Source organism: Citrobacter sp. Cpo100, assembly GCF_030332595.1.
In the GTDB taxonomy this organism is placed as follows: domain Bacteria; phylum Pseudomonadota; class Gammaproteobacteria; order Enterobacterales; family Enterobacteriaceae; genus Citrobacter; species Citrobacter portucalensis.
The window spans coordinates 195656-209404 of sequence record NZ_JAOWHM010000029.1; the positions used below are offsets into that span (position 1 = coordinate 195656).

Annotated in this window: 14 protein-coding genes; 10 read left to right on the plus strand and 4 right to left on the minus strand. The window is 53.6% G+C overall.

The features are described from left to right. Positions 1-73 precede the first annotated feature (73 nt). Both OGX96_RS06245 and OGX96_RS06250 read right to left on the minus strand, forming a co-directional pair. Positions 74-1276: an L-lactate MFS transporter gene (locus OGX96_RS06245; protein WP_020996062.1), complete on the minus strand. Its 1203-nt coding sequence runs from the start codon at positions 1274-1276 to the stop codon at positions 74-76. Between the two features lie 251 nt (positions 1277-1527). Continuing rightward, positions 1528-2229 (minus strand): autotransporter outer membrane beta-barrel domain-containing protein, encoded by a 702-nt coding sequence (locus tag OGX96_RS06250; protein ID WP_020996061.1) that lies wholly within the window; start codon positions 2227-2229, stop codon positions 1528-1530. A gap of 158 nt (positions 2230-2387) precedes the next feature. Here OGX96_RS06250 and tag point away from each other — a divergent pair, with 158 nt between their 5' ends. Continuing rightward, positions 2388-2957, plus strand: coding sequence for a DNA-3-methyladenine glycosylase I (gene tag, locus OGX96_RS06255; RefSeq protein WP_008786423.1), 570 nt, complete (start codon positions 2388-2390; stop codon positions 2955-2957). Then, the gene (locus tag OGX96_RS06260; protein ID WP_008786424.1) at positions 2947-3387 is read left to right on the plus strand and encodes an N-acetyltransferase; all 441 of its coding nucleotides are present in this window, start codon (positions 2947-2949) and stop codon (positions 3385-3387) included. The genes tag and OGX96_RS06260 overlap by 11 nt, the downstream gene beginning before the upstream one ends. On the opposite strand, the gene OGX96_RS06265 is transcribed toward OGX96_RS06260, so the two are convergent. Further along, entirely contained in the window at positions 3356-5689 is a 2334-nt protein-coding gene (locus tag OGX96_RS06265) for a molybdopterin guanine dinucleotide-containing S/N-oxide reductase (protein ID WP_286582458.1), read from the minus strand. The two genes, OGX96_RS06260 and OGX96_RS06265, sit on opposite strands and share 32 nt — an antisense overlap. Positions 5690-5848: 159 nt before the next feature. Here OGX96_RS06265 and OGX96_RS06270 point away from each other — a divergent pair, with 159 nt between their 5' ends. The 6 genes from OGX96_RS06270 (at position 5849) to ghrB (ending at position 11765) form a co-directional block, all read left to right on the plus strand. Then, complete coding sequence (locus OGX96_RS06270) at positions 5849-6511, plus strand: OmpA family lipoprotein (protein WP_195995065.1); 663 nt, start codon at positions 5849-5851, stop codon at positions 6509-6511. A gap of 104 nt (positions 6512-6615) precedes the next feature. Then, positions 6616-7632 carry a LacI family DNA-binding transcriptional regulator gene (locus OGX96_RS06275; protein WP_005133828.1) on the plus strand — a complete coding sequence of 339 codons (1017 nt, stop codon included), beginning with the start codon at positions 6616-6618 and terminating at the stop codon, positions 7630-7632. Positions 7633-7731: 99 nt separating this feature from the next. Beyond that, a complete protein-coding gene (locus tag OGX96_RS06280; protein ID WP_286582462.1) occupies positions 7732-8481 on the plus strand; it encodes a sugar phosphate isomerase/epimerase family protein in 750 nt (249 codons plus the stop codon). Positions 8482-8484: 3 nt separating this feature from the next. Next, positions 8485-9423, plus strand: a complete 939-nt coding sequence (locus OGX96_RS06285) for a sugar kinase (protein WP_153752047.1) — start codon at positions 8485-8487, stop codon at positions 9421-9423. Between the two features lie 64 nt (positions 9424-9487). Further along, a complete protein-coding gene (locus OGX96_RS06290; protein WP_048215328.1) occupies positions 9488-10768 on the plus strand; it encodes an MFS transporter in 1281 nt (426 codons plus the stop codon). A 22-nt stretch (positions 10769-10790) separates the two neighbouring features. Beyond that, on the plus strand, positions 10791-11765 hold the full coding sequence (ghrB, locus tag OGX96_RS06295; protein ID WP_286582466.1) for a glyoxylate/hydroxypyruvate reductase GhrB: 975 nt from the start codon (positions 10791-10793) through the stop codon (positions 11763-11765). Between the two features lie 58 nt (positions 11766-11823). On the opposite strand, the gene OGX96_RS06300 is transcribed toward ghrB, so the two are convergent. Then, positions 11824-12534, minus strand: coding sequence for a DUF3053 domain-containing protein (locus tag OGX96_RS06300; RefSeq protein ID WP_258736684.1), 711 nt, complete (start codon positions 12532-12534; stop codon positions 11824-11826). A 380-nt stretch (positions 12535-12914) separates the two neighbouring features. Here OGX96_RS06300 and OGX96_RS06305 point away from each other — a divergent pair, with 380 nt between their 5' ends. Together OGX96_RS06305 and cspE are read left to right on the plus strand one after the other, a co-directional pair. Continuing rightward, positions 12915-13205, plus strand: coding sequence for an HTH-type transcriptional regulator (locus tag OGX96_RS06305; protein WP_286582469.1), 291 nt, complete (start codon positions 12915-12917; stop codon positions 13203-13205). Positions 13206-13484: 279 nt separating this feature from the next. Continuing rightward, positions 13485-13697 (plus strand): transcription antiterminator/RNA stability regulator CspE, encoded by a 213-nt coding sequence (cspE, locus tag OGX96_RS06310; RefSeq protein ID WP_000014594.1) that lies wholly within the window; start codon positions 13485-13487, stop codon positions 13695-13697. Positions 13698-13749: the final 52 nt, after the last annotated feature.

Here is a 13749-nt window from a genome sequence, read left to right on the forward strand (position 1 = left end):
TTATGGAGAATGCAAATGACGCATATATTTTTGTAAATATATGCGCCAGGTATTAATCAGACTACTAATAGGTTTAGGCGTGCGCCTCGGTATATACGCTACGCTGTGGCTGGCGGATGGTGGTGGATAGTGCCAGCGAGATAATTAACAGCGCAAAGATAACGCAGAAGGTCACATAGAAACCGCCGAACAGCGAGGCGATAATGGAACCACAAATGCTGCCGATACCGAAACCTAAGTAAATGACGCCGTAGTTTTTAGCCAGGTTATTCAAACCGAAGAACTCGCTCACCAGTGACGGGAACACGGTGATGGTACCGCCAAAGTTAAATGCTACACAGGCAATCGCCGCGAAGAAGGTCGCATCATTCAGCGGGGCGAACAGCAGTGCCGCCATACCGACCAGCGAAACGACCTGCCCAATGGTGATAACGCGAATACGAGAGATTTTGTCGGACAGAATCCCCAGAACCAGACGACCGGACAAGTTAGCGATAGAAATGACGGTAACCGCATTTGCCGCCGTTGCCACATCCATATGCGCCAGGCTTTGTGCAATATCTTTCGCCACGCCAATCACATACAGCCCACTCATACACGCCGTCAGGAACATCACTGCCAGCATCCAGTACTGCGGTTTACGCATGGACTGCGCCAGGGTGTAGTCATTCTCAACCACGCCATTTTTCGTTTTCACTTCCTGATTCGGCGCGTCTTTCATCAGCGTGGAGCCAAAGACGATCATCACCAGCACAATCGCGCCCCAAATCATGAAGGTTTTTTCCAGACCCACAGTGCTCAACAGTTGGCTGTCGATGAATTTAAAACCGAGGCTGCCAAGACCGTAAGAACCGATGGCAAAGGCGGAAATCAGCCCTTTACGCTCAGGGAACCATTTTACACAGTTGGAAAGTGTTAACAGGTAGCCTGCGCCATCCGCCAGACCGACCAATACACCGGCGCTCAGCCACAGCATAATCAGGCTGTCAGAGTGGGCGGTTAAGAAGAAGCCGACACCCAGTAAAATACCGGAGGCCATGGTGACGCGTTTCACGCCAAAACGTTCCTGCAGTTTCCCGGCGACGGAAGAAGAAATTGCCAGCCCGAGGCTCAGCAGGCCAAAGGAAAAGGCAACCTGACTCACCGGCGCATCAAGCTTAGAAGAGAGCGCACCGTTAAACAGGCTCCAGGTATAAACAGAACCTAAAGCAAATTGGGTAATGATGGTGCCGATCAGTGTCAGCCAGCGGGTACGCTGATAATCAGAAGTTTTCATGGCAGTCTTCCTGCATAAACAAAATGGGAAATTCTCTGCCAACAACCATACCGAAGCGCTTTTATGAGCAGGAGAAAACGGCATGAAATGCCGCCAGGACGGAATGAAATGCCTGGAATGCGGAATGAATGACGAGACAAAAAGTCGGGTTACTGAATTTTATCGCATGAGTTAGTACACGCTATCGCTGGAGTGCGTGTGACTGTTGATCTCAACATGTAATCAAGATGTTTATATGCTGATTACTTACGTTAAAATTTGGCGCTCACTCCCATGGTGTACATATAGTCGCTGTTGTTGGTACTGTTTTCCGCCTGCGAAAGCGCTGCGTAAGCCGCCATGTGCGGGTTCAACAGCATATCCGCACCGACGGTGACATCCACCCAGTTACCATCCTGACCCGCTGCTGACATGCGGCTGAGACCCGACTGCGCCTTCCAGATATTCTCGCCAAACTGCTGGTTATAGCTGATTTGCGCCCACGGTCGCACATCACCGAACTGCGAATTGACTCGCCAGCCCAACGAGCTCACGCTGGCATGCCACAGCGGATCGTTCTGCGTTACCGAAGTCGCGCTATCGCCAAATTCGTTGTAAGTAGATGTGGTTGAACCATCATAATGCAGCGCGGCAACCGGACCAGTTGTCACCTGCCTTGAAAGCGGGAAGTTCCAGCCCATACTCATGCCGCTGGTCGCATCCATAGGCGTCTCATCCGCCAGATTCACCACGGGACCCGCCACGTTCTGAGTGGAACGAATACGTTCTTCCAGAATGTCGTTATAACGTGGTTGGTGATCGCTGTCCCATGTATAACGTTCAGCCGTATGCCCTGACATCGCATCAACGATATATTCTTGTTGCCAGCCATATGCTGTATTGATGGACAGCGCACAAACTACAACGCTCACCAGAGTTAACCTCTGATGACCACTACTGTTTCTTATAATCATCAACGCGACTCCAGAAAAGAGCCGAATTCGGCAATATTATTGTCATTGTATGAAGGATATGGGCCCATCTGGCCCTGTATTAAATATTGTCTTTTTAGCTGGCGCGTCAAGGCGGGCCGAATGAAATTTTTACGCCAGTAAAAACAGCGAGGAAGAATATGCAGCGTTGCGGATGGGTCAGTCAGGATCCACTTTACATTGCCTACCACGACAAGGAATGGGGCGTCCCCGAAACCGATAGTAATAAACTGTTCGAAATGATCTGCCTGGAAGGTCAGCAGGCCGGGTTATCGTGGATTACCGTGCTAAAGAAACGGGAAAATTATCGCCACGCTTTCCACCATTTTGACCCGGAAAAAGTGGCGGCCATGACCGAAGAGGATGTGGAAAGGCTGGTACTGGATGCCGGCATTATTCGCCATCGCGGAAAAATTCAGGCCATTATCGGCAACGCTCGTGCTTTTCTGACGATGGCGCAAAACGGAGAGTCGTTTAGCGAATTCGTCTGGTCATTTGTTGATAACCAACCGCAAGTGACTCGCGCCGCCAACCTGAGCGATATTCCCACCTCCACGCCTGCGTCAGACGCGCTGTCTAAAGCGTTAAAAAAACGCGGATTTAAGTTTGTCGGCACCACCATTTGTTACTCCTTTATGCAGGCGTGCGGCCTGGTCAACGACCATGTCACCAGCTGCATCTGTTATCCGGGAGAACAACATGATTCGTGAATCCAAGGCTGACGATCTGCCGTCAATTTTGGCGCTGTGGATGGAAAGCACAATCCATGCCCATCCATTTATCGAAGAGCGCTACTGGCGCGAAAGTGAATCCGTGGTGCGGGATGTTTATCTGCCAGCCGCGCAAACCTGGGTTTGGGAAGAAGAAGGCGAGCTCAAAGGCTTTGCCAGCGTGATTGACGACCGCTTTCTCGGCGCGCTGTTTGTCGCACCTGCCGCCATCAGAAGCGGGATCGGCAAAGCGCTGGTGCAGCATGTCCAGCAGCGCTTTTCGATACTCAGCCTTGAGGTCTACCAGAAGAATCAATCAGCGGTGAACTTCTACCATGCGCTGGGTTTTCGCATTGAAGACGGCGCATGGCAGGAAGAGACTCACCACCCCACGTGGATTATGGGCTGGCAGGCGGATCAAACGCCGTAAGCGCCAACGTTGGTCCGCTATATTTTTCAAGCCACGCCAGCGCAGTATTGCCCGCGCAGCCATTCCCCAGCTTCGAGCTGGGGAGATCTTTGGTCAGCACGTTGACGGCGCCATTTTTACAAATACCGTTCGCTGCGAGATCCAAATCAGGCCAGGCGCCTTCATGAATACAGATGACGCCGGGTTTAATACCCGCCGTCACCACCGCGCCCGCAAGAACTTGCCCGCGCTGGTTCCACACCCTGACCGTATCGCCATCCGCAATGCCGCGCGCGTGGGCGTCCTGCGGATGAATCGTTATCGGCTCACGATCCGCTACCGCGTACTGCTCACGTAGCGCACTGTAGTTAAGCTGACTATGCAAACGGTGCGCCGGATGGGCGGAAAGCAGCTGTAGCTGGTCCGGTTCGGCGTTACCGAACCACTCATCCGGCTCCAGCCACATCGGGTGTCCCCCGCAGTCCGCGTAGCCGTAACCTGCAATCCTCGCGGAGTAGATTTCAATTTTGCCGCTGTCCGTTTTCAGCGGATGCGCCTGCGGGTCGCGGCGAAAATCCGCAAAACGGATAAACTGCGCGCTGGCGGCGTTTTCCGGCATTTCGATCAGGGCGTTGCGCTGCCAAAACTCGGCGAAAGGCGGCAATGTCACCTGCTGACTGGCCCCACGTTGCCCGGCAATATTGTAAAAAGTCTCCAGCCACGCCAGTTCGCTTTTACCTTCGGTGAACCGTTCATATCCGCCCTTTTCCCAGCGCTCACTCAGCTCGGCAAAGACATCAAAATCATTTCGCGCTTCGTCCTGCGGCGGTATGACCTGCTTCATCGGCACCAGGTGCTGGTTGCTGTAATCGCCAGTCATGGTCAAATCATTACGCTCAAAGGAGGTGGTTGCTGGCAGCACGATATCGGCATGCTTTGCTGCGGCGGTCCAGAAACACTCCGAGATGACCACCAGCTCCGGTTTTTGCCAGGCGCGAATTAAACGGTTAGTGTCCTGATGATGGGTGAAGTTAGCCCCGCCCGCCCACCACAGCATACGGATGTCCGGGAAATGGCGGTCCATGCCGTTGTGCTGGTAAAAACCGCCGGGATTTTCCAGCGCTTCGACAATTCGCGCCACCGGGATTTTATCTACCGCGTCGGTGCCGCCTTTAACGCTGCCCTGCATTGAAGCCAGCACCGCAGCCCGGCGCGTTGGGTTGCCGCCATTGGCAAAATGGTACGACAGCCCAAAACCGCCGCCTGGCGTCCCGATTTGTCCGAGCATGGCGGCCAGGGTGACAATCATCCAGTGTTTCTGCTCGCCATACTGTTGGCGCTGCATGCCCCATCCGGCCATCAGCATGGTGGTATTTTGGTGAAATATCGCCGCAAGTTCGCGTATCTTCGCCGTCGGAATGCCACAAATCTCTGTCGCCCATTCTGCCGTTTTTGCAACATCATCAGATTTACCCAGCAGATAGTCGGCAAAACGGTCATATCCGGTAGTACACCGGGCGAGAAAGTCCTCGTCATGCCAGCCGTTTTCCACCAGCGTATGCGCGATGCCCAGCATCAGCGCTACGTCGGTCCCCATATGCGGGGCAATCCATTCCATCTTATCGCCAAAGAAATCGACGCTTTCCGATCGCATCGGATCGATACAGATCAACCGTTTACCGCTGTCGCGCAATGCCTCAAAGTACGCGAGGCCCTGCTCATCGGACGCGTTCCAGGCAATCTTCAGGGTATTCAGCGGATTGGCGCTCCACAACACCACCACCTCGCTGTTCTCCAGCACCACCGGCCAGCTGGTTTGCTGCTGGTAAACTTCGTTCCCGCCCACCACGTACGGCATGATCGCCTGCGCAGCCCCCGTCGAGTAATCCCCCAGATGCCCGGTATAACCGCCCGCCAGCGCCATATAACGCTGTAACAGGGTCGCCGCTTTGTGTAACACGCCGTTGGAACGCCAGCCGTACGAACCGGCAAAAATTGAGGCCGGGCCGTAGCTGTCACGGATGCGTTTATGCTGCGTATGGATAAGATTCAGCGCGTCGTCCCAACTGACGCGAACAAACTCATCCTGCCCACGTACGCCCTGTGGGTTCTCCGGCGAGGCGAGAAACCCTTTACGCACCATCGGAAAACGTACCCGCGTTTTACTGTGAACCTGGTCGCGCACCACGGTTTGCAAAGAGTTGGGATGAGTGGTGGGCAGCGCGCCACGCGAGGAGAAAACTGTCTCACCATCAGTGTCGACGAGGATTGGTCCCCAGTGGGCGGCGGTTAACACCGAGTAATGTGCGGGTGAATTAGCCAAGATGGCGCTCCTGAATGCGATGTGACGGCTTATTTATTATGCCGTTCAATGTTACTTACAAATTTCAGAGTCTTCCCTGGAATTTTCTTCATGTTCACACGTCATAATCAACCGCCACGGTCGCTGTGGCAAAGAAGAAAAAGTCATTAAGGAATTAAGATGAAGAAACGTGTATTTGTTATTGCTGCCATCGTGAGCGGCGCCCTGGCGGTTTCTGGCTGCACAACAAACCCTTACACCGGCGAACGCGAAGCAGGTAAATCCGGCATTGGCGCAGGTATTGGCTCTCTGGTCGGCGCGGGCATTGGCGCACTCTCTTCTTCGAAGAAAGATCGCGGCAAAGGCGCACTGATTGGCGCAGCGACTGGCGCGGCCGTTGGCGGTGGTATCGGCTATTACATGGACGTGCAGGAAGCGAAACTGCGCGAAAAAATGCAGGGAACGGGCGTCAGCGTGACGCGCAGTGGCGATAACATCATTCTGAACATGCCAAACAACGTCACCTTCGACAGCAGCAGTGCCAACCTGAAGCCTGCGGGTGCTAACACCCTGACCGGCGTGGCGATGGTACTGAAAGAGTACAATAAAACCGCCGTCAACGTGCTGGGCTTCACCGACAGCACCGGCAGCCAGGATCTGAATATGCGTCTGTCACAGCAGCGCGCAGACTCCGTAGCCAGCGCCTTGATCACTCAAGGGGTCGCAGCTAACCGCATCCGCACTCAGGGTATGGGCCCGGCAAATCCGATCGCCAGCAACAGCACAGCGGAAGGTAAAGCGCAAAACCGCCGCGTAGAAATTACCTTAAGCCCGATCCAGTAACGTTTTGTGCCGGATGGAAGCAGACCGCGCCCATCCGGCATGAAGCACTTGCCATCGTTGATTTTCGCGTTAAGGTGTTGTCACCAAATTCAGGGAAATCAGCGATGAGCAAATCAACACGGGCAACCATCAGCGACGTGGCGAAAGCTGCAAAAACCGGCAAGACCAGCATTTCACGTTATCTCAACGGTGAAAAGCACCTGCTTTCCGACGCGCTGCTGGCCCGCATTGAACAAGCCATTGCCGATCTCGACTATCGTCCCAGCCTGATGGCAAGAGGCCTGAAACATGGTCGTACCCGCCTGATTGGCCTGATCATCGCCGATATTACTAATCCCTACTCCGTCAACGTGCTAAGTGGTATTGAAGCCGCCTGTCGCGATAAAGGCTTTACCCCGCTGGTGTGTAACACCAACAACGAAGTGGATCAGGAGCTGCATTATCTCGACCTGCTGCGCAGCTACCAGGTCGAAGGGATTGTGGTCAACGCCGTCGGGATGCGCGAAGAGGGGCTGAACCGCCTGCAACAGTCTGCGCTGCCGATGGTGCTGATTGACCGTAAAATTCCCGATTTCGCCTGTGATATGGTCGGGCTGGATAACACCCAGGCGGCAACGGTTGCCACCGAGCATCTGGTAGAGCAAGGTTTTGAAGCCATCCTGTTCCTCAGCGAACCACTCGGCATGGTGAATACCCGCCGCGAACGCCTGAGCGCTTTTCGCGCCACGCTCGCGCAATACCCCGGCGTGATCGCGCAAAATGCCGAGGTCCCGCTCACGGACAATACGCAACTGGACGACACCCTGCGCCAGTTTCACCAGCAGCATCGTGGAATGCGCAAAGCCGTTATCTCTGCCAACGGTGCCCTCACTCTACAAGTAGCCCGCGCCCTGAAACGCATTGGCCTCAACTGGGGGAGCGACATAGGCTTACTCGGTTTTGACGAACTGGAATGGGCAGAGCTGGCGGGCGTCGGTATTACCACGTTGAAACAACCCACCTGGCAGATTGGTTACACCGCCGTTGAGCAGGTTGTGCGCCGGATTGATGGCGGCTCCGCTGCCATTCAGGAACAGGTCTTCTCCGGCGAGCTGATCGTGCGCGGCTCTACCGCCCGTTAAATTACCTTCGTGATGGTGATCATAAATTCGACATCATAGGCTTTTCTTTGGAACCGGTTCCATCTAGCGTTATAACAAGAACGCTAGTCTGGAGTTTCCATGAAAAGAAAAATTATGGTGGTCACCGCCGCTTACGGTCACGACCAGGTACGGGCCGCAGGCGGGCAAACGGCAATGCTGCCCATCATCGCTGAAGCCGGTGCTGACGGCGTCGAAATCCGCCGCGAGCTATTAACTGACGCCGAGCTGAAAACGCTCTCTACGATGGCCTCTGCGATCGAAATCTTCGGCCTGCTGGCCTGTTACTCAGCGCCTGAACCGTTGTTCCTTGAGGATGGTAACCTCAACCCCCGTCTTCCAGAACTACTTGAGGAAGCGCAGGCCTTGCAGGCGCTGTGGTTAAAAGTCTCCCTCGGCCATTTTTCCCTTACAAAACAGTTCGGCGTTCTACGCCAATGGCTGGACAACAGCGGAATAGAGCTGGTTGTCGAGAACGATCAGACCGACTGCGGACGCCTGCAGCCGATGCAGGGCTTTAACGAAGCCTGTCAGGCGCAAAACCTGCCGATATCTCTGACCTTCGATATGGGCAACTGGCTGTGGGTGGGCGACTCCCCGGAAGAAGCAGCACAAAACCTGGCGTCAACCGTTGGCTATATCCATGTCAAAGCCGCAGTTGCATATCACGACAGCTACCGCGCCGTACCGCCTGATGAAGCCGATCCGCGCTGGCTGGCGCTGCTAAAAACGCTGCCCAACGATGTCCCACGCGGCATTGAGTTCCCCCTGGAAGGGCAGGATTTGGTGGCGGTTACCCGCCGCTACGTTGAGCTGTTACGCGAGGAGTAACGCATGAAAAATTCACTGGATGTGGTCACTATTGGTGAAGCGATGGCGATGTTTGTCGCCACGCAAACCGGCGAACTGGCGGATGTGGAGCAGTTTATCAAGCGCGTTGCAGGCGCGGAGCTTAACGTAGCGACCGGTCTTGCCCGTCTGGGCCTGAAGGTCGGTTGGGTGAGCCGCGTTGGCAACGACAGCTTTGGCCGTTTTATCGTTAAGTCGCTGGAAAAAGAAGGGATTGATGCGCAGGGAGTCACCCAGGACGGGCGTTACGCTACTGGCTTTCAGCTTAAATCTAAAGTCGAAAATGGAACCGATCCCATTGTGGAGTATTTCCGTAAAGGTTCCGCTGCCAGCCACCTCAGCATTGAAGATTATCACGAGGACTATTTCGCCAGCGCGCGCCACCTGCACCTGAGCGGCGTAGCAGCAGCACTTTCTGCCAGCTCTTATGAACTACTGGCGCATACCGCCCGCACCATGAAGGCCCAGGGGAAGACCATCTCGTTCGACCCGAATTTGCGCCCGGTATTGTGGAAAAGCGAAGCCGAAATGGTGGAAAAACTGAACCGCCTGGCATTCCAGGCAGACTGGGTTTTACCAGGGTTAAAAGAGGGCATGATTTTAACCGGTCAGCAAACGCCTGAAGCCATCGCCGACTTTTATCTGCGCCATGGCGTGAAGGCCGTGATCGTGAAAACCGGGGCTGATGGCGCCTGGTACAAAACCGCCAGCGGCGAACAAGGCTGCGTGGCACCGGTAAAAGTCGACAATGTGGTCGATACAGTCGGCGCAGGCGATGGCTTTGCCGTGGGCGTTATTAGCGCCCTGCTGGAAGGCCGCTCGTTGCATCAGGCGGTGACCCGCGGCAATAAAATTGGCGCACTGGCCATTCAGGTTCAGGGCGACAGCGAAGGATTACCCACACGTGAACAATTAGGGGAATAAACTCCCGGCCAACTCTGTACCCTACATACAGAGGCGGCGTATCAGCATAACCAGAGGGCAGTCTATGAATAGCTCAACTAATGCAGCAAAACGCTGGTGGTACATCATGCCAATCGTGTTTATCACGTATAGCCTGGCGTACCTTGACCGCGCGAACTTCAGCTTCGCCTCCGCCGCCGGTATCAACGAGGACCTCGGCATTACCAAGGGGATCTCTTCCCTGCTGGGCGCACTGTTTTTCCTCGGCTATTTCTTCTTTCAGATCCCGGGCGCAATTTACGCTGAACGCCGCAGCGTACGAAAACTGATTTTTGTCTGTCTGATCCTCTGGGGCGCATGCGCGTCGTTAACCGGCATGGTCAGCAATATTCCAATGCTTGCCGCCATCCGCTTTATTCTTGGCGTCGTTGAAGCCGCCGTGATGCCGGCAATGCTGATTTATATCAGCAACTGGTTTACGAAATCTGAACGCTCGCGCGCAAACACTTTCCTGATCCTCGGTAATCCGGTCACCGTCCTGTGGATGTCCGTGGTTTCCGGTTACCTGATTCAGGCGCTGGGCTGGCGGGAAATGTTCATCATCGAGGGCTTCCCGGCCATCATCTGGGCGTTCTGTTGGTGGGTGCTGGTAAAAGACAAACCGTCTCAGGTCGGTTGGCTGTCAGAATCTGAAAAAGCCGCTCTTCAGGCACAACTGGAAAAAGAGCAGCAAGGCATCAAAGCCGTACGCAACTATAGCGAGGCTTTCCGCTCACGTAACGTCATCCTGCTGTGTATGCAGTATTTCGCCTGGAGTATTGGCGTTTATGGTTTTGTCCTGTGGCTGCCGTCGATTATCCGCAACGGCGGCGCAAACCTGGGAATGGTGGAAGTTGGTTGGCTGTCATCCGTACCGTATCTGGCGGCAACGGCGGCGATGATCCTCGTCTCCTGGGCGTCCGATAAGCTGCAAAACCGTAAGCTGTTTGTCTGGCCACTGTTACTGATCGCGGCGTTCGCGTTTATCGGCTCCTGGGCCGTAGGCGCAGACCACTTCTGGATTTCTTACACGCTGTTGGTTATTGCAGGCGCGGCAATGTATGCCCCCTATGGTCCCTTCTTCGCCATCATCCCGGAAATGCTGCCGCGCAACGTCGCCGGTGGGGCAATGGCGCTGATCAACAGCATGGGCGCGCTAGGCTCATTCTTTGGTTCATGGTTTGTCGGCTACCTCAATGGCGCTACCGGTAGCCCGTCTGCCTCGTACATTTTTATGGGGGTAGCGCTTTTTGTCTCAGTGTGGCTAACTCTCATTGTTAAGCCTGCTAATAATTCTCAAATTCCGGTTGGCGCACGCCACGCTTAAATTTTAACTTACGGAGATTCGCATGAAGCCGTCCATTATTCTCTATAAAGCGTTACCTGACGATTTACTGCATCGCCTGGAAGAACATTTTACTGTGACTCAGGTGCCTAACCTGCGCCCGGAAACGGTCGCACAGCACGCCGACGCTTTTGCCAATGCAGAAGGTCTGCTGGGCTCCAGTGAAGCCGTCAATACCGCTCTGCTGGAGAAAATGCCCAGGCTGCGTGCGACATCTACGATTTCCGTAGGCTATGACAACTTCGACGTCGATGCCCTCAACGCGCGTAAGGTGCTGTTGATGCACACGCCAACCGTGCTGACGGAAACCGTCGCCGATACGGTAATGGCGCTGGTGTTAAGCACCGCTCGCCGCGTAGTGGAAGTTGCCGAACGGGTAAAGGTCGGCGAATGGACCAAAAGTATCGGACCGGACTGGTTTGGTACCGATGTACACCACAAAACGCTGGGGATTGTCGGTATGGGCCGCATTGGGCTGGCGCTGGCACAACGTGCGCATTTCGGCTTTAGCATGTCGATTCTCTATAATGCGCGCCGTCATCATCAGGAAGCAGAAGAGCGCTTCAATGCACGTTACTGCGACCTCGATACGCTGTTGCAGGAGTCTGATTTTGTCTGCCTGATCCTGCCGTTAACCGACGAAACGCATCATCTGTTCAGCACCGAGCAGTTTGCCAAAATGAAGTCTTCCGCCATTTTCATTAACGCCGGACGTGGCCCGGTGGTCGATGAAAAAGCGTTGATTGCCGCCCTGCAAAAAGGCGAAATTCATGCCGCTGGCCTGGATGTATTTGAGCAAGAGCCATTATCGGTAGACTCACCGCTGCTGTCACTGCCCAACGTGGTGGCCGTACCGCACATTGGTTCAGCCACGCACGAAACGCGCTACAACATGGCGGCCTGTGCGGTGGATAACTTAATCGATGCGCTGCAAGGACGCGTTGAGAAGAACTGCGTAAACCCGCAGGTCGCATCATAAACAAAAGGCCGGGTAGCGCTTACGCTCACCCGGCCTTTCATGTATTACCGTATCTTAATTACTGAGCGGCATTCACCGCAGCAGTCCAGGCCTGATTAAATGCCTGATGCTGAGCAGCCAACGGGCCAATCAGCGTATTGTACTGACTTGCCTGCTGTGACGTTGGAAACTGGATACCGTTGGCGACAAAGCTCACCTGCGTATCCTGCTGCGCCACAAAATCACCAACCTGCACCAGTTGCTGCGTGAAAATTTGCGCGGCAGGGATCAGCGGCTGTAAGGCCTCTGATGGTGCAGTAACAACTTTGTTGTACACCTGATCAAAGACCGGCTTCAGATCTTCGCCCTGCTTCAGCGCGCCATGCGCAGCATCTGCCTGTAGCTTCGCATTCTGCAACTGTTGCCCTAATACACCTAGCGCACCATTTGCCTGACGCAGCGGCTCACGCTGAGTCACATAATCCTGAGGAACACGAATCGCATTTACGCTATCAACCACCGGACGCAGACCGGAGTCCATCGCCTGATTAACCTGCTGCGAATAGCCATACAGAATCGCGTAATCGGACACAAACGGGCCAAACTGTTTTTTCTGATCGGCGGTCAGCGTTGGTAAACGCTCTCCGCTACGCATTGCAGTATTCTGCAGAAAATCGATAAACGCTTTGCGTTGATCGCCTTCTTTATCAAAACACCCACTCAGGCCAACTACCATTAAGAGCGCCAAAACAGGCGCAAACCAGCGAGAGCAGGACTTACCTGTCGCCATTTTAATACTCCTTTCACCCAAAAATGCGCACAACGACACCCGCGTGCCTGACGTTGACAAGGATAGTCCAGGTCAGCCCCGCAAGATACCCTTACCGCGTAATCTTGTGGGGGAAAATAACCGTTCCCGCCACCGTTCGTTTTGCTAAACAATGCTGCATTTACCACTCGGCGTCATATTTTAGTCATCTTTACAATCGGAATCGATCGTTCGGAGATCCCGACCTTTATCAGTTCGTTAGCCAGCAAAAGATTGTCACCTGCGATCCGCTGAAACGAATCCATCACACAACCCTTAAATCCGGCTTCATTTTTTCCGACTACTCTTAATGAGCTTCGAAGAAATTCACGATCCCGCTGTGTGATTTGTAGGAGTTCTCAATGGAATACAAAGATCCTATGTTTGAACTGCTAAGAAGTCTGGAGCAGATTGTTTTTAAAGATGTATCGCAGACGGTCACTCTGCCGCAAAAAACCAACCCTTTCACCGAATTTGAACAGCTACGACGAGGGACAGGTTTAAAAACAGATGATTTTGCCCGAGTGATGGGCGTGACGGTCGCGATGGTTCATGAATGGGAGTCTAAACGCGTAAAACCTTCCAGTACCGAGCTAAAGTTGATGCGCCTGCTCCAGGCAGACCCTAGATTAAGTAAGCAACTGATGGATTGAACTATTTTTCAATTTTGCTTAAGAACGGTCCTGTAACAGGGCCGTTCTCTTACGAAGGTTATCCACAAAAAAGAAAATAGTAGTTGCATCCACATGCGTAAAATGAGTTAATGCCCTCAACGGTTTGACGTACAGACCATTACAGCAGTTAGTAAGGCAAGTCCCTTCAAGAGTTATCGTTGATACCCTTCGTAGTGAGCATTTCCTTTACTGTTAAAAAATCTGTAAAGCACGCCATATCGCCGAAAGGCACACTTATTTTTTAAAAGGTAATACACTATGTCCGGTAAAATGACTGGTATCGTAAAATGGTTCAACGCTGACAAAGGTTTCGGCTTCATCACTCCTGACGATGGCTCTAAAGACGTGTTCGTACACTTCTCTGCTATCCAGAACGATGGCTACAAATCTCTGGACGAAGGTCAGAAAGTTTCCTTCACCATCGAAAGCGGCGCTAAAGGCCCGGCAGCTGGCAACGTAACCAGCCTGTAAGCTTAAAAAGCTCAAAATTCTGAATCCCTGCCAAACGGCGGGGATTTTTTTT